Origin of the sequence: Prescottella equi, from assembly GCF_002094305.1 — a bacterium.
Taxonomy (GTDB): domain Bacteria; phylum Actinomycetota; class Actinomycetes; order Mycobacteriales; family Mycobacteriaceae; genus Prescottella; species Prescottella equi.
Genome location: NZ_LWTX01000002.1, coordinates 228052 through 244538, shown reverse-complemented (window position 1 = coordinate 244538; position 16487 = coordinate 228052). Strand labels below are relative to the sequence as shown.

The following is a 16487-nucleotide window of genomic DNA, read 5'->3' as shown; positions in this document are numbered from 1 at the left end:
CGTCAGTCCTGCGCGACGATCTGGATCAGATTGCCGCAGGTGTCGTCGAAGACGGCGGTGGTGACGGGCCCCATGTTCAACGGCTCCTGCGTGAACACGACTCCGAGTGCCTTCAGTCGCTCGAACTCGGCCGGCACGTCGTCGACCGCGAAGGAAGCGGCGGGGATTCCGTCCGCGACGAGACCGGTCTTGTAGGCCTGGGCGGCCGGGTGCTGGTCGGGTTCGAGCAGCAACTCGGTGCCGTCGGGGTTCTCGGGAGAGGCGACGGTGAGCCACTTGTGTTCGCCGAGGGGGACTTCGGTCTTCTTCACGAAGCCGAGGACGTCGGTGTAGAAGGCGAGCGCCTTGTCCTGGTCGTCGACGTGCACGCTCGTCAGATGGATCCTCATGGCACTTCTTCCTCTCCGCGGTGCTGCGTGATGTCGTGGTGCGTGATGTCGTGGTGCGTGATGCGAACCGGCCAGCGATCGGTGATCTCTCGTAGGGGTGTCGTGTCGAGATGGTGGAACTTGTACCGGCCCTCGCGTCGGGTTCGGAGCAGGCCGGCCTCCTCCAGTACCGCCACGTGCTGCGAGACGGCTTGCCGGGACGAGCCGACGTCGTGCTTCGTGACGAGTCGCGTGCACAGTTCGAACAGCGTCTGACCGTCCCGGTCGACGAGTTCGTCGAGGATCGCGCGCCGGGTCGGGTCCGCCAGGGCTCTGAACAGGTCACCCACACCCGAAACGATAGGCAAGTGCTCGCTTGCCTGTCAATCCCCGTCGACGCCCGTCGGGGTTCCGTCATCGGTCATCCGACCGATGGTGCGGGTGTGACGACGGTCATAGCGTGGCGATCGTCTCCGCAACACCTCACTGTGAAGGACGGTTCGCCATGAACACATCGGATCCGGGTTGGATGTCGGCTATCGAGATGGCCGCGCAGGTCGCCTCGAAGAGTCTGTCGCCCAACGAGATCGCGGAGGAGATGATCCGCCGGGTCGACGAGATCAACCCTTCGGTCAACGCGATCGTGCACTTCGACGCCGACCAGGTGCGGCGCGACGCGGCGGAACTGACACGCGCGCAGGTGAGTGGCGAACAGTTGGGGCCGCTGCACGGCGTCCCGTTCACGATCAAGGATCTCACCGACGTCCGCGGTCTCCCGACCACATTCGGCCTGAAGCCCATGCGCGACAACATCGCCGAGCGCGACGCGGTGATCGTGACCCGGTTGCGGCAGGCCGGTGGCCTGTATCTCGGCAAGACCAACACGCCGGAGAGCGGTTACTACGGCGGCACCGACAACCACCTCTTCGGCCCGACCCACAACCCGTGGAAGCCCGGCCACACCGCGGGTGGATCGAGTGGTGGCGCGGCCGCCGCGGTTGCCGCCGGACTGGGCCCGCTCGCCGAGGGCAGCGACGGCGCCGGATCGGTTCGGATCCCGTCGGCGCTGTGCGGCGTCGTCGGTCTCAAACCCACGACCGGCGTGATCCCGCAGACGATCCTGCCCGGCCGCTACAACAACTGGGCCTACCACGGCCCCATCACGCGCACCGTCGCCGACAACGCGCTGATGCTGGACGTGCTCGCCGGACCGGATCATTCGGATCCTCTCAGCATCGAGCGAGTCGAGACGTCGTACGTCGAGGCGGCGCGCGGGGGAATCGACGGCCTGCGGATCGCGTGGTCGCCGAACCTCGGTCTCGGGTACGTCGACCCCGACGTCGCGGCCGTGTGTGCCGAGGCGGTCGCGTGCTTCGAGGAGATGGGCGCGAAGATCGTCGAGGCGACCCCCGATTGGGGAGATCCGTCTCAGGCGATGTGGCACGGCATCTGGGTGCCCGGCTTCGCGGGCGAGCACGACATGCTCAACTGGGACTCGCTGCACGGCGACGTCGACGAGAATCTGATCGAGCTGATCCACGAGGGGCGTCGGCTCACCGGTGTCGACTACGGCCGCGCCGACACGTTCCGCGGTCGCATGTGGGACACCTGGACCGAGTTCATGAACGACTACGACGTCCTCATCTCGCCGACCCTCGCATCCGCGACCTTCCCGCTCACCCAGTTCGCGCCCGACTGGTTGCAGGGCAAGTCGCTCCGCGAGCAGCTTCTCGACTGGCTGCTGACCTACCCGTACAACATGTTGAACAACCCGGCGATCACCGTGCCGGCCGGATTCACCCCGGACGGACGTCCGGTCGGCCTGCAGATCGCTGCGCGGCACCGCCAGGATGCGCTCGTGCTCCGGGCCGCGGCGAACCTGGAGCAGGCGCGGCCGTGGGCGGATCGGCGTCCGGTGGCGTAGGTCACAGGTAGATTCGGCGCCATGGGCGAGCGGTGCGAGACGGCGGCCGGAGACCGGGACCTGATGTCGTCCCGATCCCCGGTCACCGTCGCGCACGGCCTGCTCTCACGCTGGTCCGCCGAACTCGGTTACGTCGCGGCCGCGATCACCTACCGACGCAGTGGGGACCAGGGGCAGCGGGTGCTCGCCAACGGCGGCTACGCGGTGCCCGTCGCGCAGTACCTGGCACGCGAGTTCGTCGACGACACTCGGATCTTCGACCACATCAGGGTGGCGTCCGGGCGGCCGGTCTGCTGGGAGGACGTCCCCGATTTCGAGCTGACATCGGCCGTGGAGGACGTGTTGCGGCCCTCTGGGTTCCGAGAAGGATCCTCGGTGGCACTCGGCCTGGAACGAGGGCAGGTCACCAGCGTCCTGCACGTGAGCTTCACGCGCTCGCAGGTCGATTCGACGGTGCGGGCCGGAATCGAGGCGCTCGCGCGGCAATGTCGCCGCATCGTCGCGGATCAGAGCGAACGTGAATCGTTCCGGCTCAGCGGCCGGGAACACCAGATACTCGCGCTGGTCGCGCAGGGCGCAAGCAACGCCGAGATCGCCGCGGAACTGTTGATCAGTAGGCGCACGGTGGCGACACACCTGGAGAACATCTTCGCCAAGACCGGGACGCGGTCCCGTGTCCGCGTCGCGGTCCGGGCCACGGAACTGGGGATCCTGTGAGCCGGGTGGTTCAGGCGAGCAGCGCCGCCACCAATCCGATCGCCGGGATCGACGCCAAGGTCGTGACGAAGGCCGCGTCGCGGGAGAGGACCATGCCGCGCTGATAGCGGCTGGCGTAGACGAACACGTTCTGCGCGGTGGGCAGCGTCGACACGACGACGATCGCGAACAGTTCGTGACCCTCGAGGCCGAGCAGGTAGCGGGCCATCAGGTACCCGAGCACCGGCTGGACGCAGATCTTGAGCACCGACGCGAGCACGACGTCGCGGCGCGGACTCGCACCCTTCTCGAGCACGCGCACCCCGTACAGCGACAGTCCGAAGGCGAGCAGTGCCCCGGGGACGGAGGCGCCGCCGATGAGCCGGAACGGCTGCATCAGTGCTTCCGGCATCGTCCACCCCGACACGGCCACCGCGAGTCCGGCGGCGCCGGCCAGCACGATCGGATTCTTGAACGGCGCGGTGATCGTCTCGAGCCGGGACGCGTCCTGGCGCATCGTGCTGATGTCGAGCACGGTCAGCGCGATCGGCGAGAAGATCATGATCTGGAACAGCAGCAGCGGCGCCACGAACGACGCGTCGCCGAGTACGAACACGGCGATGGGAATGCCCAGGTTCGCCGAGTTCACGTACGACGACGCGAGCGCGCCGATCGTCAGTTCCGGCAGTTCCCGGCGCAGCCACACCCGGGCGATCACGAAATAGAGGCCGGCGACTGCGAACGCGGTGGCCGCCGCCACGGCGAGGGTCGGGGAGAACACCACCGACAGGTCCGAGTTGGCGAGGGTGTCGAACAGCAGCGCCGGAGTGGCGACGAAGAAGACGAGGCGGCTGAGGACGAACTGCCCGTGCTCGCCGAGGGTGCCGGTGCGACCGAGGAAGTACCCGATCGCGATGACGACGAAGATGACCGTGAAGCCTGCGACCACACCCGACACTGCCTACATCCGCCGATCTACCGAGGTGTCGCTGAACTGCACATACCGCCGCGAACTCTACTCCCGGGGCTTCCGGGCGCCGCGCCGGGCCGGTACCGCGAGCCGCTGCTCATCGGGCGTGTCCGGCACTGCTACCTTTCCCTTCGTGGGAATTCAACCGCCGGAGGACTCCTCACGCTCGAAGCGTGGCGTCTACGGCATCTCGGTGACGTCGGAGCTGTCCGGGATCGGTCCGCAGACGCTGCGGCTGTACGAGAGCCGCGGGCTCATCACTCCGTCGCGCACGTCGGGCGGGACCCGCCGATACAGCGAGGACGACCTGTACCGGCTGACCAGGATCAGTGAACTCGTCGCGCTCGGCGTCAACCTCACCGGTATCGGTCTCATCCTGTCGCTCGAGGACGAACGCGCGGCGCTGACCGCCGAGAACGCCAGATTGAGGGCGGCTGCCGAATCGGCCGTGTAGCAGCGAGACCACCGAGTCCGATCTCGCGTCGACCGAAGGGACGATGAAGTGCCACGCACACAGGAACACGCAGCCCGCTACGCCGATGCGTTGACCGCGCTCGCCGCCGCCACGCATCGGCCCACGAACGTCGTCAACATCGGTGGCGAGTACGCGATCCGTGTCGACTTCGCCTTCGGGATGTACGTGCTCGCCACCAATACCGAACACGGACTGAGCAGCGACCCCGACGCCCGCGACATCTGGTTGGTGCGGCTCTTCGAGCAGACCTCGGACGACACGACGGGCGACGTCGAACTCGTCCGCGCGCGTCACGAGTGGCTCGCCGACGCGTTCGATCTCGTGATCGCCGAACTGATCAGCACCGGCAAGTGGATTTCCTCCGACGCGATGCTCCACGAGATCGCGCCGCGGCCGGAGTCGCCGAACGACTCGGACGCCTGATCGACCGGGCGCCGTCTCTATACGCCGCCCAGGCGGAAGATGCCGTCGCGCGGATCGAAGTGCACCCGCCGTGAGTCGAAGGCGCGCGTGATCGCCCCTGATTCGACGAGTTCGGCGGGGCTGCCGTCGACGACGGTGCCGTCCCCGGCGGCCAGCCACACGTGCTGTGACGTGCGCAGCACCAGTTCGACGTCGTGCGTCGAGAGCAGCACCGTGATTCCGGTGTCGGTGGCGATCTCGTCCAGCAGGGCCAGCAGTTCGACGCGAGCGGCCACGTCGAGGAACGCGCTCGGCTCGTCGAGCACCAACAGGGCCGGCTGCTGCACGAGCGCCCGCGCGATCAGGATGCGCTGTCGCTGGCCGTCCGACATCTCGTGCATGCGCACGTCGGTGAGGTGGGCGGCGCCGAGCCGGTCGAGACTGTCGGCGATGAGCCGCTTCTCGTCCGCGCTCAACCGGGATGTGAAGCCCTGGTGGGGGAGTCGTCCGAGGGCGGCCACCTCGCCACCCGTGAGCAGGCCCCCGTCGACGCGGTCGGTGAGGACCACCGCGATCCTCCGGGCGCGGTGTGCGGGGGAGAGCTTCGTGACGTCGTCCCCGTCGAGGAACACCGACCCGCCGAGGACACGCTGCAACCCGGCGACCGACCGCAGCAGCGTCGACTTGCCCGCGCCGTTGGGGCCGAGCAGGGCGGTGACCTGACCGGCGTGGGCCGTCAATCGCACATCTCGCAGGATCGTCCGCGCCGGGCGGCCCGGGTAGCCGACGGTGACGTCGTCGAGGACGAGCGTCATGAGACGGTCCCGGCTTGGGCGCGGCGCGAGCGCAGGAGGACGAGGATCACGACCGGCGCGCCGACGAGCGCGGTGACGACGTTGAGGGGCAGGACGCCGTCGCGTCCGGGCAGCTGGGCGACCACCGAACACAGCAGTGACACACCGGCCCCCATGAGCACGACGCCGGGCAGGAGGATCCGGTGGTCGGAGGTGCCGAGCGCCAGCCGGGCGAGGTGTGGGACCGCGATCCCGAGGAAGGCGATCGGTCCGCAGAACGCGGTGACGGCGCCGGCCAGCAGCGCCGACGCCGTGATCGCGATCGTTCGGGTGCGGACCAGATGGACGCCCATCGAGTGGGCGTAGTCCTCGCCGAGGAGCATCGCGTTGAGCGGCCGGACCAGCGTCGCGGCCAACACGACACCGACGAGCACGGCGGGCACGAGAACCCGCAGATCCGACCACGACGCGCCCGCGTACGAGCCGAGGCTCCACAGGACGAACTGCTGCATCTGGGCGGGCTGCGAGAACGCGACCAGCAGCGAGACGATCGCGCTGGTGACGGACCCCACCATGACGCCGACGATGAGCAGCGTGACGACCGAACGGATCCAGCGCGAGATGGCGAGCACCAGCAGCAGCACGGCCAGCGCGCCTATCGCGGCAGCCGCAGCGACCCCGAGACGCCCGGTTCCCGCGACCGCCGCGAAGACGCCGGCGCCGGTACCCGAGCCGAGCACCACGAGCGCGACGCCCAGACTCGCGCCGGAGGACACCCCGAGGATGTACGGGTCGGCGAGGGGATTGGCGAACAGCGTCTGCATCAGCAGACCCGCCACCGCGAGCGCCGCGCCCGCACAGGCCGCGGTGACCACGCGGGGCAGACGGATGTCCGCGATGAGCGTGGTCCAGCGCTCTGAGCCCGCGTCACCGGTGAACAGGTACCGCGCGGTGGTGCCGAACGGGATGGTCACCGATCCGACCGAAACCGCGAGGATCGTCGCCGCGACGACGAACGCGGCCAGCGCGGTGACGGTGGCGGCGGTGCGGTTCACTGCAGTCGACGGTAGAAGGTGAACTCGTGGCCGGGCAGAAGGTCCGGATGCGCGATCGCGATGAGATCGGCGAGCACCAGGTCGGGGCGCAGGACGCCCTGCTCGTAGATGTCGAGCGCGCCCGCGTCGGTCATCCGCGCCGACGACGTCCACACCTGACCGTCGCGGAAGGCTGCGAACTCGGCGAGGCGCGGCTCGGCGGCGATCGCCTCGGCCTTCGTCCTGTTCGAAGACGTGCTGATCGCCAACGGGAATCCGCCGGCCTTCGCGAACACGGTCTCGAGGTCCGTCTGCAGGCTGCCGGTGCCCGGCTCCGACTTCCACGGGTGCGTGATGCGGGCGGTGGAGTACAGGTCGTTGGAGTAGCTGGCCAGCGGGACCGACCACGCTCCCTGATAGGGCAGGCCCGGAACGATCGGCGCGTCCGCGACGTTCGCGGCGAGTGTCGTGTACTTGCCGTACTCGGAGACGATGCCGTCGAACGTCTCGGTGGCCTGCTGCTCGGTGCCGGTGAGGGCCGCGAAGAACTTGATCCACTCGGCCCGGCCCAACGGGTCGGTCTCGAGCCAGTCGTAGTTGTCGAGGACCGGGATCTTCGAACGCTCGATCACCGCGAAAGCGGGATCGGTGAAGCCGCCGGTCACGAACGCCTGCGGGGCCTGCGCCACGACGGCCTCCGCGTCGACCTGGCCGGCAGTGGCGAACTGGGTGACGCCGTCGTCGGCGATGTGGGCGCGCGCGGCCTCGCTGTAGACGTAGTCGGCGCTCGCGAAACCGGTCAGAACGTCGAGCTTGCCGAGGGCCTCGAGGCTCGGCAGGTGCGTCGTCGACTCGGCGAACAGGCTCGTCACCGGCGTCGTGACCTGCTGGGCGCCGGCGAGGTCGCCCGTGAGTTCGGGCGCCGGGGCGCCGCAGCGGGTGAGCACGTACGACTCGTCGGCCTGGCCGGGCTGGCGGACCGTCACCACCTGGTACGACTGGTGGTACTCGATGTCGAAGTTCTCCGCGTATTCCACGGTCTGCTTGTCCGGGAAGTAGTCGGTGCCCGCGTCGAAGTCGGTGATGCAGTCGGCGCCGGCGGCCGACGCGGCGTCGGTCGAGTCATCGGACGAGCACGCCGCGACAGCGCCCACGGTCAGGGCGGTCGCGGTGAGAAGAACAGCGGTACGGAACGAAAACGACACCCGGAGAATCTAGCGTGCAGCCGCGGCGGACCGTGCGTCGCTCGCCACGAACGCCGAGAGGCCGCGCGGTCGGTCGGACTGCGCGGCCTCTCGGGTGGGTCCTAGCGGCTGGTGAAGGGGAGAAGCGCCATCTCGCGCGCGTTCTTCACCGCCACGGCGACCTGGCGCTGCTGCTGCGGGGTCAGCCCCGTGACGCGGCGGCTACGGATCTTGCCGCGGTCCGAGATGAAGGTGCGCAGGAGGTTGACGTCCTTGTAGTCGACGGTCTCGATGCCCGCGGCGATGAGCGGGTTCTTCTTGGGGCGGCGGCCCTGCTCGCCGCGCGACTTCCTCGACGGTGATCTCTTGACTGCCATTGCTCTTTCCTTACCAGCTCGACTTGTGCACGCCTGGCAGTTCCCCGCGGTGTGCCATCTCGCGTACCCGAACGCGGGAAAGGCCGAACTTTCGCAGGTGACCGCGCGGACGTCCATCCGCGGCGTCTCGATTGCGCAATCGTACCGGACTCGCGTCCCGCGGCAGCCCTGCCAGCCGAAACTGTGCTGTGACGCGTTCCTCGGGAGTGGACGTGGGCCGCCGGATGGTCTCCTTCAGTTCCGCGCGGAGCGGCGCGTAGCGCGCCACGGTCGCCTTGCGTTGTTCGTTCCGGACGATCTTCGACTTCTTCGCCATGTCGTCAGCGCTCCTCTCGAAAGTCGACGTGCCGGCGCACCACGGGGTCGTAGCGGCGCAGTACCAGACGCTCCGGGTCGTTGCGTCGGTTCTTCCGGGTGTAGTAGCGGTATCCGGTGCCCGCCGTGGACACGAGCTTGGTGAGTGGGCGGATCTCGTTGCCTGCCATGGTTTTCAAACCTTCTCTCCGGCGGCCCGGAGGCGGGCGACCACGGCTTCGATGCCGTCGCGGTCGATGGTGCGGATGCCTTTCGGGGTGACGCGCAGGGTGATCCTGCGGCCCTCGCCGGGCAGGAAGTACGTCTTGGTCTGGATGTTGGGGTTCCAGCGCCGATTGGTCCGTCGGTGCGAGTGGGATACGGATCGGCCGAAGCCGGGGCGTCTGCCGGTCACCTGGCAGTGAGCGGACACGGAGGCTCCCTTCCGGCCGTCGAGCGGCCAGTTCTTGAAAACGGTTGTCGATAACGCTGAGTGAGCGTAGTCTTCTGTATCTGTAATGACAATCATTTTCGAAAGGGGGTTCGTGGCTGTGACATCGGACGGTCGGACTCCGCTGGTGCTCGTGAGCGGGTGGCGCGGGCCGGTGGAGGAGACGGCCCGCTCGTTCCTCGACGGCCAGGGCACCGTCGTGATCCGTCACGATCTCACCGACCTCGGGCAGGGCGTCGTGCGCCGGACCGTCACCACGGGGACCGCCGCCGTGCCCGTCGTGACAACCGAGATCCTCGAACTCGCCCACGGGTGCGTGTCCTGCACACTGCGGTTCGACCTGCTCCCGCTGCTGCGGAAGCTGCATGCCCGCAGCACCGTGGACCGCGTCGTCCTCGAACTCGACCCTGCACTGGAACCCGAAGCGGTGTGCTGGGCGATAGAGCACGTCCCGGTGGTGGGTGTGGTGGGACGGATCGACGGGCCCGCGGCCCGCGACATCCGTGTCGAAGCCATCGTCACCTGCGTCGACGTCGACGGCTGGTGGGACGCGGTGACCGGCGACGAGGACCTCGACGACGACCGGACCGTGGCGCAGGTCGCCGTGGGACAGGTGGCGTTCGCCGACGCGCTCGTCGTTCACCCCTCCGCGCGCGATCCGTGGTTGACGCACAAGGTTCGCGCGGTGCTGGCCCGCCTCGCACCCGGCGCCCCCGTGGTGTCCGCAGCGGACGGACCCTCGCTCCTGTCGCAGGTCGGCGCCGACGCCCGCCGAGGTCGGGTCGACGGTGCCCATTCGCCGCTGCTGCGCGGACGTCCACCGCTCGAGGAGGAACACGGTGTCGCACTCGTCGAGTTCACCGCGCGCCGACCGTTCCACCCGGGTCGGCTGCACGAGGCGATCGACGTCCTGCTCGACGGGGTCGTCACCGCCCGCGGCCGGCTCTGGCTCGCGACGCGGCCCGACGCCGCGCTGTGGCTCGAATCCGCCGGCGGGGGACTGCGGGTGGCCGCTGCCGACCGCTGGCTCGCCGACATGACCGACGACGAGACCGAGCTCGTCGACCCGGAGCGTCGAGCTCTCGCCGCGCTGCGGTGGGACGACCGGTTCGGCGACCGGGACACCTCGATGGTGGTGCTCGTCCACGACGTCGAACCGGAGGAGATCACCGCCGCGCTCGGGTGGGCGCTGGTCACCGAGCGTGAACTCGCGGACGAGGCGGCGTGGCCCACATGGGACGACCCGTTCGGCGAATTCCATACCGACCCCTGCGCCGAGGCACCCCTCGGTGCCTTCGAGAAGAACGGAGAGAACGCATCGTGAAGACCGGAATCCATCCCGACTACCGACCCGTCGTGTTCCAGGACGCGAACACCGGAACGGCCTTTCTCACGAGATCGACGGCACACACCGACCGCACCGTCGTGTGGGAGGACGGCCGCAGCTATCCGCTCGTGGTCGTCGACGTGACCAGCGCGTCCCATCCCTTCTGGACGGGCGCGGACAGGATCGTCGACACCGAGGGACGAGTCGAGAAGTTCGAGCGCCGGTACGGCCGTCGCACCCGTCGCGGACCTCGGGAGGGCTGACCGATGGCGGTACCGAAGCGGCGCCGCTCGCGCGCCAACACCCGCAAGCGGCGGGCGCAGTGGAAGGCGGCGGCCCCCGCGCTGGTGACGGTCACCGTGGGCGGGCAGTCGTTCCGCGTTCCCCGACGTCTGGTGCGGGCTGTCCGACTCGGGGTGATCGATCCGTCGCGCCTGTGACGGCCGCCATGTCGGCCGTGCGAGGCTGTCGGCGTGCTGCTGAAGATCCTCGAACTGGTGGGCATCGTCGCGTTCGCCGCGTCCGGTGCCCTCGTCGGGGTCAGTAAACGCTTCGACATCTTCGGGGTGTGCGTCGTCGGTGTCTTCACCGGCATCGGCGGCGGCATCGTGCGCGACATCCTCCTCGGGATCCATCCGCCGACGTCGCTGACGAACTGGCCGCTGTTCGGGACCGCGGCCGTGACGTCGATGGTCGTGTTCTTCCTGCACTCGGCGCTCGGCAAGCTGCGCCGCGAGATCCTGGTGCTGGACGCGCTCGGCATGGGCTTGTTCGCGAGCACCGGCGCCGTGATCGCCCTCGACGCCGGTGCCGGGGCGCTCGCGTCGGTGCTGATCGGGGCCACCGCCGCGATCGGCGGCGGCATCCTGCGCGACGTCCTGGTGAACGAGGTGCCGCTGCTGCTGCACCGCGACCTGTACGCGATACCCGCGCTGCTGGGCGCCGGGATCGTGGTGGCGGGGACGTCGGCGGGTCTGACCGGCGACACCTCGCTCGTGATCGGGACGGTGGTGGCGTCGGGGCTGCGTCTGCTGGCGCTGTGGCGGAGCTGGTCGCTGCCCGGCCCACGGCTGTCCCGCGAGTGACCCGACACGCGTGAACGGGATCCTCTCAGCGGGATCTCAGCCGGTGGGGCCAAAATGTCGGCATGCGCATATTGGTGGTCGACGACGACCGGGCGGTGCGGGAGTCGCTGCGGCGATCCCTGAGCTTCAACGGCTACACGGTCGATCTCGCCGTCGACGGCATGGATGCGCTCGAGAAGGTCGCGGCGTCGCGCCCCGATGCCCTCGTGCTCGACGTGATGATGCCGCGCCTGGACGGACTCGAGGTGTGCCGCCGACTGCGCAGCACCGGCGACGATCTGCCGATTCTCGTTCTCACCGCCCGTGATTCGGTGTCCGAGCGGGTCGCCGGCCTGGACGCCGGTGCCGACGACTACCTGCCCAAGCCGTTCGCGCTCGAGGAGTTGCTCGCCCGTCTGCGCGCCCTGCTGCGCCGGGCTGCGCCGGCCGCCGGGGACGACTCCGAGGCCATGACGTTCGAGGACCTCACGCTGGACCCGGTGACCCGCGAGGTGACCCGCGGCGGTCGCTCGATCAGCCTCACCCGCACCGAGTTCGCGCTGCTCGAGATGCTGATGGCGAACCCGCGCCGGGTGTTGTCCCGCAGCCGCATCCTCGAGGAGGTGTGGGGTTACGACTTCCCGACGTCGGGCAATGCGCTCGAGGTGTACGTCGGCTACCTGCGGCGCAAGACCGAGGCCGACGGTGAGCCGCGCCTGATCCACACGGTGCGCGGTGTCGGTTACGTCCTGCGGGAGACGCCTCCGTGATGGGTGCGCCCTTCGGTAGGTCCGGTCCGCCGCCACAGCCCGCGTCGCCGCCCCCGTTCCGCCCCATGCGGCCCGTGCAGCACGAGATGCGGCCCCCGATGCCGCTGACGCGATCGGTGTCGCTGCGCTGGCGGGTGACGCTGCTGGCGGCGTCGGTCGTCGCGATCGCGGTGGCGCTCATGGCGTTCGCCGCGTATGCGGTGGTGTCGCGGGCGTTGTATGCGGACGTCGACCACCAACTGCGTTCCCGCGCATCCGCGATCGTCGACAACGACCTCATCACGTTCGACCCGCGGTACATCGCGGGCGCCACCCTCTACACCACCGATATCAGTGTGGCGCTGATCTTCCCGGACCTGAACAAGTACATCCCGCCGGGTTCCGTGGTGCCGATCGGCCCAGCCGAACTGGCCGTTGCCCGTGGTCAGCTCGACTCGTCGCTGCGCACCGTCGAGGGCAACCGGGTGCTGGCCGAGCGAACCCGCGACGGCAGCACCCTGGTGATCGCGCAGCGTCTGGAACCGACCGAGGACGTCCTCGACCGGCTCGCGTGGGTGCTGTTCGTGGTGGGTGGTTGCGGCGTCGTACTCGCGGCGGCCGCCGGCACCACCGTGGGACGCACCGGTCTGCGGCCGATCGCGCGGTTGACCGCCGCGGCCGAACGGGTCGCGCGCACCGACGACCTCACGCCCATCCCGGTGACCGGTAACGACGAACTCGCCCGGCTCACCGTCAGTTTCAACACCATGCTGCGCGCGCTCGGGGAGTCGCGGAACCGGCAGAGTCGCCTCGTGGCGGACGCCGGACACGAACTGCGCACGCCGCTGACGTCGCTGCGCACCAACATGGAGCTGCTGATCGCGTCGAGCCGCCCCGGCGCGCCGAGCATCCCCGACGAGGACATGGCCGATCTGCGCGCGGACGTCGTCGCGCAGATCGAGGAGCTGTCCACGCTCGTCGGCGACCTCGTCGACCTGGCCCGCGAGGACGCCCCCGAGACGGTGTTCGAACTCGTCGACCTGAGCGAGGTGGTCGAACGATCGTTGGAGAAGGCGCGCCGTCGCCGCAACGAGATCGACTTCGAGGCACGGACGACGCCGTGGTTCATCTACGGCGACCAGGCCGGGCTGTCCCGAGCCGTGCTCAACGTCCTCGACAATGCAGCGAAGTGGAGCCCCACCGGTGACCGTGTCGATGTCACGATGCGGCAGATCGGGGACCGGCTGCTCGAACTCGTCGTCGACGATGCGGGCCCGGGCATTCCGCTCGAGGACCGCGAACTGGTCTTCGAGCGGTTCTACCGGTCCACCGCCTCGCGCTCCATGCCCGGGTCGGGCCTCGGCCTGGCCATCGTCCGGCAGGTCGTCGTCAAACACGGCGGCACGATCGCGGTGGAGACGTCGGACCGGGGCGGCACCCGGATCCGCATCGTGTTGCCGGGCGAGCCCGAGGCCGAGGGGCGCTGATCCGTTCGGTCGGTTCGTTCGGCCGCTCTGCTGTCCGAATTGTGTTGTTGGCCAGCGCGGGTAAGGACACGGGAAACTGAAAGGACCGTCTCAGCGGCCTCTCAGACGGGCCGGGCAGTCTGGTAGTCAGCGACCCACCAGCGCCGCCCGACACAGGCGGACAGACAGAAAGCGGTGCGATGACCGACGACCGTAATCCTCACGGTGACCCGAACCAGGGCAATCCCTACCAGGGTCATCCCGCCCAGAACGCCCACCAGCACGGCGAGGGACAGCAGCCGTCCGCTCCGCGCGATCCGTGGAGCCCCGGAGCCGGCTACCACCCGACGACGCCGCAGGGCGCCGGCGGCTACCCGGGCTACCCGCAGCAGCCCGGGTACCAGGCGGGGTACCGCCCGACCGAGCAGATCCCGACGGTCGGTGGCACGGGAACCCTGCCCACCACCGGTGCGCCGACGCCGTCCACCGAGCCCCGGCGGGTGGGCCGGACGGCTCTCGTGGCGGGCGCCGTCGCGCTGGCGCTCGTGAGCGGGGGTATCGGTGGCGTCGTGGGATCGCTCGCTTCGTCGAACAACGGCAGCAGCGCCCCCGTCTCGAACGCGCTCGACGCACCGAAGCCCAGCACCAGTCCCGCGTCCAACGCGCCGGCGGGGTCCGTCGAGGCCGTCGCCGCCAAGGTCGTGCCGAGCGTCGTGCAGATCCAGGTCGCGGGCACCCGCGGTGAAGGCGAGGGCTCCGGTGTGATCCTCTCGTCCGACGGACTGATCATGACCAACAACCACGTCATCGCCGGCGGCGGAACCGACGGCAAGCTGCTGGTCGCGTTCTCGGACGGCAGCACGGCCCCGGCCACCCTCGTCGGTACCGACCCCACCTCGGACATCGCGGTCATCAAGGTCGACGGCAAGTCCGGCCTGACCCCGATCGAGCTGGGCTCGTCCGAGGACGTCAAGGTCGGCGAGGAGGTCGTCGCGATCGGTTCGCCGCTCGGCCTGGCCGGCACCGTCACCGCCGGCATCGTCTCCGCGCTCGACCGCCCCGTGTCGACGAGCGGGGAGACCGGCAACCAGAACACCGTCATCGACGCGATCCAGACGGACGCCGCGATCAACCCGGGCAACTCGGGTGGCGCGCTGGTGAACATGGAAGGCCAACTGGTCGGCATCAACACCGCGATCGCGACGGCCGGTGGGCAGGGCGGATCGATCGGACTCGGCTTCGCGATCCCCGTCGACCAGGCCCGGCGCATCGCCGACGAACTGGTGAAGACCGGCAAGGCCACGCAGGCGATCATCGGCGTCCAGGTCGCGGCCAAGGACGCGACGGGCGGCGCGACGGTGGTCGACGTCACCGGCGGCGGACCGGCCGAGAAGGCCGGCATCCCGAAGGGTGCGGTCGTCACCAAGGTCGACGATCGCGTGATCACGAGCGGGGACGCGCTGATCGCCGCGATCCGCTCCCACGCGCCCGGCGACAAGGTGAGCGTCACGTACAAGGACCCGTCCGGCAACAGCAAGACCGTCGACGTCGAACTCGGCACCGCGCCCACCACGGGCGGCCGTTGATGAACTCCGGAGCGCGACCGGCGCCGCGGATTCTCCGCCACGTCCCGTCGTCGTCGGACGCTGCCACTACGGTGGGAACCATGGAACTGGAATCACCGATGGCCGGACGAGCTCTCGTCGTCATCGTCGACGATCGCACCGCCCACGGCGACCTCGACTCGACGGGTCCGCTCGTCACCGAACTGCTCACCGAGGCCGGATTCCTGGTGGACGCGACCGTCGCGGTGACCGCGGACGAGGTGGAGATTCGCAACGCGCTCAACACCGCGGTGATCGGCGGTGTCGACCTGGTGATCTCGGTCGGCGGCACCGGCGTCACCCCGCGTGACGTCACCCCCGAGGCCACCGCCGAGGTTCTCGATCGCGAGTTGCCCGGTATCAGTGAGGCACTCAGGTCCTCGGGTCTGGCGGCCGGTGCGGTCGACGCGGTGATCTCGCGCGGTCTGGTCGGTATCTCCGGCAGCACCCTGGTGGCCAATCTCGCGGCGTCGCGGGCGGCCGTCCGCGACGGCATGGCGACGCTGACGCCGCTTGCGAGCCACGTCATCGGTCAGTTGTCGGCGATCGACGAATGACGCAGGAAAAGAAGAAGGAGATCGACCGGGCACGGCTGGACGCCGTGTTCGGAACGGTCCTGCCCGACCAGACGTCGGACGAGCGGTCCCCGGACGGCGAGTCGCGCGGCGACGGCACTCCGGACGAGTGGCTGCGTCGTCAGGTGCCCCCGCACCACGGCTGATCTCGAGTCGCTCGGACGGCGACTCCCGCAGCAGAGACGAAACGATGCGCGTGCCCTCCGGAGGGCACGCGCATCGTCGTTTCGGTGTGGGCCGACGGATCAGTCGTCGACTCGGGTGTGCCTGCCGTCGGACTCCGCGGACGAGGCCTCGCCGATGCGGCCCTCGGCCAGGATGTCGCGAATCTGGATGAGCAGGTCCGCCTCACTGGCTTTCGTGTCCTCTTCCTCCGTCGCGAAACGGGCCTTGACGGCGTTCGCGGGGACGATCAGGACGAAGTAGACGACGGCAGCGATGATGACGAAGTTGATGATCGCAGTCACCACGGCACCGACGTTGACGAACGTTGCGTCGTTGCCCTCGATGATCGCCTTACCCCAGGGAAGGTCGTCGGATCCGCCGACCGCGGCGATGAGCGGGCTGATGATGTTGTCGGTGAACGCGGTCACGATCGCGGTGAACGCGGCGCCGACGACCACCGCGACCGCCAGATCCAGGACATTGCCCCGGAGCAGGAAGTCCTTGAATCCCTTGAGCATCTGTGCCCCCTCGCTTGGAATGACTGGTGCACCAGCAGACCCTAATTCAC

At 69.2% G+C, this 16487-nt stretch carries 24 protein-coding genes; 13 read left to right on the top strand and 11 right to left on the bottom strand.

The window, feature by feature from the left end; all coding sequences use genetic code 11:
• Positions 1–2 precede the first annotated feature (2 nt).
• Both A6I89_RS06760 and A6I89_RS06755 read right to left on the bottom strand, forming a co-directional pair.
• Positions 3–389 (bottom strand): VOC family protein, encoded by a 387-nt coding sequence (locus A6I89_RS06760; protein ID WP_022594543.1) that lies wholly within the window; start codon positions 387–389, stop codon positions 3–5.
• Complete coding sequence (locus tag A6I89_RS06755) at positions 386–718, bottom strand: ArsR/SmtB family transcription factor (protein WP_022594544.1); 333 nt, start codon at positions 716–718, stop codon at positions 386–388. The genes A6I89_RS06760 and A6I89_RS06755 overlap by 4 nt, the downstream gene beginning before the upstream one ends.
• 155 nt (positions 719–873) lie before the next feature.
• Between A6I89_RS06755 and A6I89_RS06750 the strand changes: the two genes are divergently transcribed.
• Positions 874–2292 (top strand): amidase, encoded by a 1419-nt coding sequence (locus A6I89_RS06750; protein WP_022594545.1) that lies wholly within the window; start codon positions 874–876, stop codon positions 2290–2292.
• Between the two features lie 21 nt (positions 2293–2313).
• Positions 2314–3009 carry a helix-turn-helix transcriptional regulator gene (locus A6I89_RS06745; protein WP_022594546.1) on the top strand — a complete coding sequence of 232 codons (696 nt, stop codon included), beginning with the start codon at positions 2314–2316 and terminating at the stop codon, positions 3007–3009.
• A 10-nt stretch (positions 3010–3019) separates the two neighbouring features.
• On the opposite strand, the gene A6I89_RS06740 is transcribed toward A6I89_RS06745, so the two are convergent.
• Positions 3020–3946 (bottom strand): AEC family transporter, encoded by a 927-nt coding sequence (locus tag A6I89_RS06740; protein WP_005514833.1) that lies wholly within the window; start codon positions 3944–3946, stop codon positions 3020–3022.
• 145 nt (positions 3947–4091) lie between these two features.
• Between A6I89_RS06740 and A6I89_RS24810 the strand changes: the two genes are divergently transcribed.
• Positions 4092–4412 carry a MerR family transcriptional regulator gene (locus tag A6I89_RS24810; protein ID WP_013415180.1) on the top strand — a complete coding sequence of 107 codons (321 nt, stop codon included), beginning with the start codon at positions 4092–4094 and terminating at the stop codon, positions 4410–4412.
• A 48-nt stretch (positions 4413–4460) separates the two neighbouring features.
• Positions 4461–4856, top strand: coding sequence for a hypothetical protein (locus A6I89_RS06730; RefSeq protein ID WP_005514830.1), 396 nt, complete (start codon positions 4461–4463; stop codon positions 4854–4856).
• A 17-nt stretch (positions 4857–4873) separates the two neighbouring features.
• Here A6I89_RS06730 and A6I89_RS06725 read toward each other — a convergent pair whose 3' ends face one another.
• The 7 genes from A6I89_RS06725 to rpmB form a co-directional block, all read right to left on the bottom strand.
• Complete coding sequence (locus A6I89_RS06725) at positions 4874–5650, bottom strand: ABC transporter ATP-binding protein (RefSeq protein ID WP_005514829.1); 777 nt, start codon at positions 5648–5650, stop codon at positions 4874–4876.
• Positions 5647–6684 (bottom strand): iron ABC transporter permease, encoded by a 1038-nt coding sequence (locus A6I89_RS06720; RefSeq protein WP_022594548.1) that lies wholly within the window; start codon positions 6682–6684, stop codon positions 5647–5649. The genes A6I89_RS06725 and A6I89_RS06720 overlap by 4 nt, the downstream gene beginning before the upstream one ends.
• Complete coding sequence (locus A6I89_RS06715; RefSeq protein WP_022594550.1) at positions 6681–7868, bottom strand: ABC transporter substrate-binding protein; 1188 nt, start codon at positions 7866–7868, stop codon at positions 6681–6683. The genes A6I89_RS06720 and A6I89_RS06715 overlap by 4 nt, the downstream gene beginning before the upstream one ends.
• Before the next feature lie 101 nt (positions 7869–7969).
• Positions 7970–8224, bottom strand: coding sequence for a 30S ribosomal protein S18 (gene rpsR / locus A6I89_RS06710; protein ID WP_005514823.1), 255 nt, complete (start codon positions 8222–8224; stop codon positions 7970–7972).
• Between the two features lie 10 nt (positions 8225–8234).
• Positions 8235–8540: a 30S ribosomal protein S14 gene (rpsN, locus tag A6I89_RS06705; RefSeq protein WP_022594552.1), complete on the bottom strand. Its 306-nt coding sequence runs from the start codon at positions 8538–8540 to the stop codon at positions 8235–8237.
• Between the two features lie 4 nt (positions 8541–8544).
• Complete coding sequence (gene rpmG / locus A6I89_RS06700; protein ID WP_005514821.1) at positions 8545–8709, bottom strand: 50S ribosomal protein L33; 165 nt, start codon at positions 8707–8709, stop codon at positions 8545–8547.
• A 5-nt stretch (positions 8710–8714) separates the two neighbouring features.
• Complete coding sequence (gene rpmB / locus A6I89_RS06695) at positions 8715–8951, bottom strand: 50S ribosomal protein L28 (RefSeq protein WP_005514820.1); 237 nt, start codon at positions 8949–8951, stop codon at positions 8715–8717.
• Between the two features lie 85 nt (positions 8952–9036).
• Here rpmB and mrf point away from each other — a divergent pair, with 85 nt between their 5' ends.
• The 9 genes from mrf to A6I89_RS24585 all read left to right on the top strand — a co-directional run bounded on the left by mrf (position 9037) and on the right by A6I89_RS24585 (position 15900).
• Positions 9037–10293: a ribosome hibernation factor-recruiting GTPase MRF gene (mrf, locus tag A6I89_RS06690; RefSeq protein WP_044990601.1), complete on the top strand. Its 1257-nt coding sequence runs from the start codon at positions 9037–9039 to the stop codon at positions 10291–10293.
• The gene (locus A6I89_RS06685) at positions 10290–10559 is read left to right on the top strand and encodes a type B 50S ribosomal protein L31 (RefSeq protein WP_013415188.1); all 270 of its coding nucleotides are present in this window, start codon (positions 10290–10292) and stop codon (positions 10557–10559) included. Before mrf ends, A6I89_RS06685 begins: the two co-directional genes overlap by 4 nt.
• 3 nt (positions 10560–10562) lie before the next feature.
• Positions 10563–10736, top strand: a complete 174-nt coding sequence (gene rpmF / locus A6I89_RS06680; RefSeq protein WP_022594556.1) for a 50S ribosomal protein L32 — start codon at positions 10563–10565, stop codon at positions 10734–10736.
• 33 nt (positions 10737–10769) lie between these two features.
• Complete coding sequence (locus tag A6I89_RS06675) at positions 10770–11381, top strand: trimeric intracellular cation channel family protein (protein ID WP_005514816.1); 612 nt, start codon at positions 10770–10772, stop codon at positions 11379–11381.
• A 62-nt stretch (positions 11382–11443) separates the two neighbouring features.
• On the top strand, positions 11444–12130 hold the full coding sequence (locus A6I89_RS06670) for a response regulator transcription factor (RefSeq protein ID WP_005514811.1): 687 nt from the start codon (positions 11444–11446) through the stop codon (positions 12128–12130).
• A gap of 65 nt (positions 12131–12195) precedes the next feature.
• Complete coding sequence (locus A6I89_RS06665; protein ID WP_005514809.1) at positions 12196–13596, top strand: HAMP domain-containing sensor histidine kinase; 1401 nt, start codon at positions 12196–12198, stop codon at positions 13594–13596.
• Positions 13597–13775: 179 nt separating this feature from the next.
• The gene (locus A6I89_RS06660) at positions 13776–15161 is read left to right on the top strand and encodes a S1C family serine protease (protein WP_022594558.1); all 1386 of its coding nucleotides are present in this window, start codon (positions 13776–13778) and stop codon (positions 15159–15161) included.
• Positions 15162–15241: 80 nt separating this feature from the next.
• On the top strand, positions 15242–15736 hold the full coding sequence (locus tag A6I89_RS06655) for a MogA/MoaB family molybdenum cofactor biosynthesis protein (RefSeq protein ID WP_005514807.1): 495 nt from the start codon (positions 15242–15244) through the stop codon (positions 15734–15736).
• On the top strand, positions 15733–15900 hold the full coding sequence (locus A6I89_RS24585; RefSeq protein WP_013415193.1) for a hypothetical protein: 168 nt from the start codon (positions 15733–15735) through the stop codon (positions 15898–15900). Before A6I89_RS06655 ends, A6I89_RS24585 begins: the two co-directional genes overlap by 4 nt.
• A 99-nt stretch (positions 15901–15999) precedes the next feature.
• Here A6I89_RS24585 and mscL read toward each other — a convergent pair whose 3' ends face one another.
• The gene (gene mscL / locus A6I89_RS06650; protein WP_005514805.1) at positions 16000–16437 is read right to left on the bottom strand and encodes a large-conductance mechanosensitive channel protein MscL; all 438 of its coding nucleotides are present in this window, start codon (positions 16435–16437) and stop codon (positions 16000–16002) included.
• Between the last annotated feature and the right edge of the window lie 50 nt (positions 16438–16487).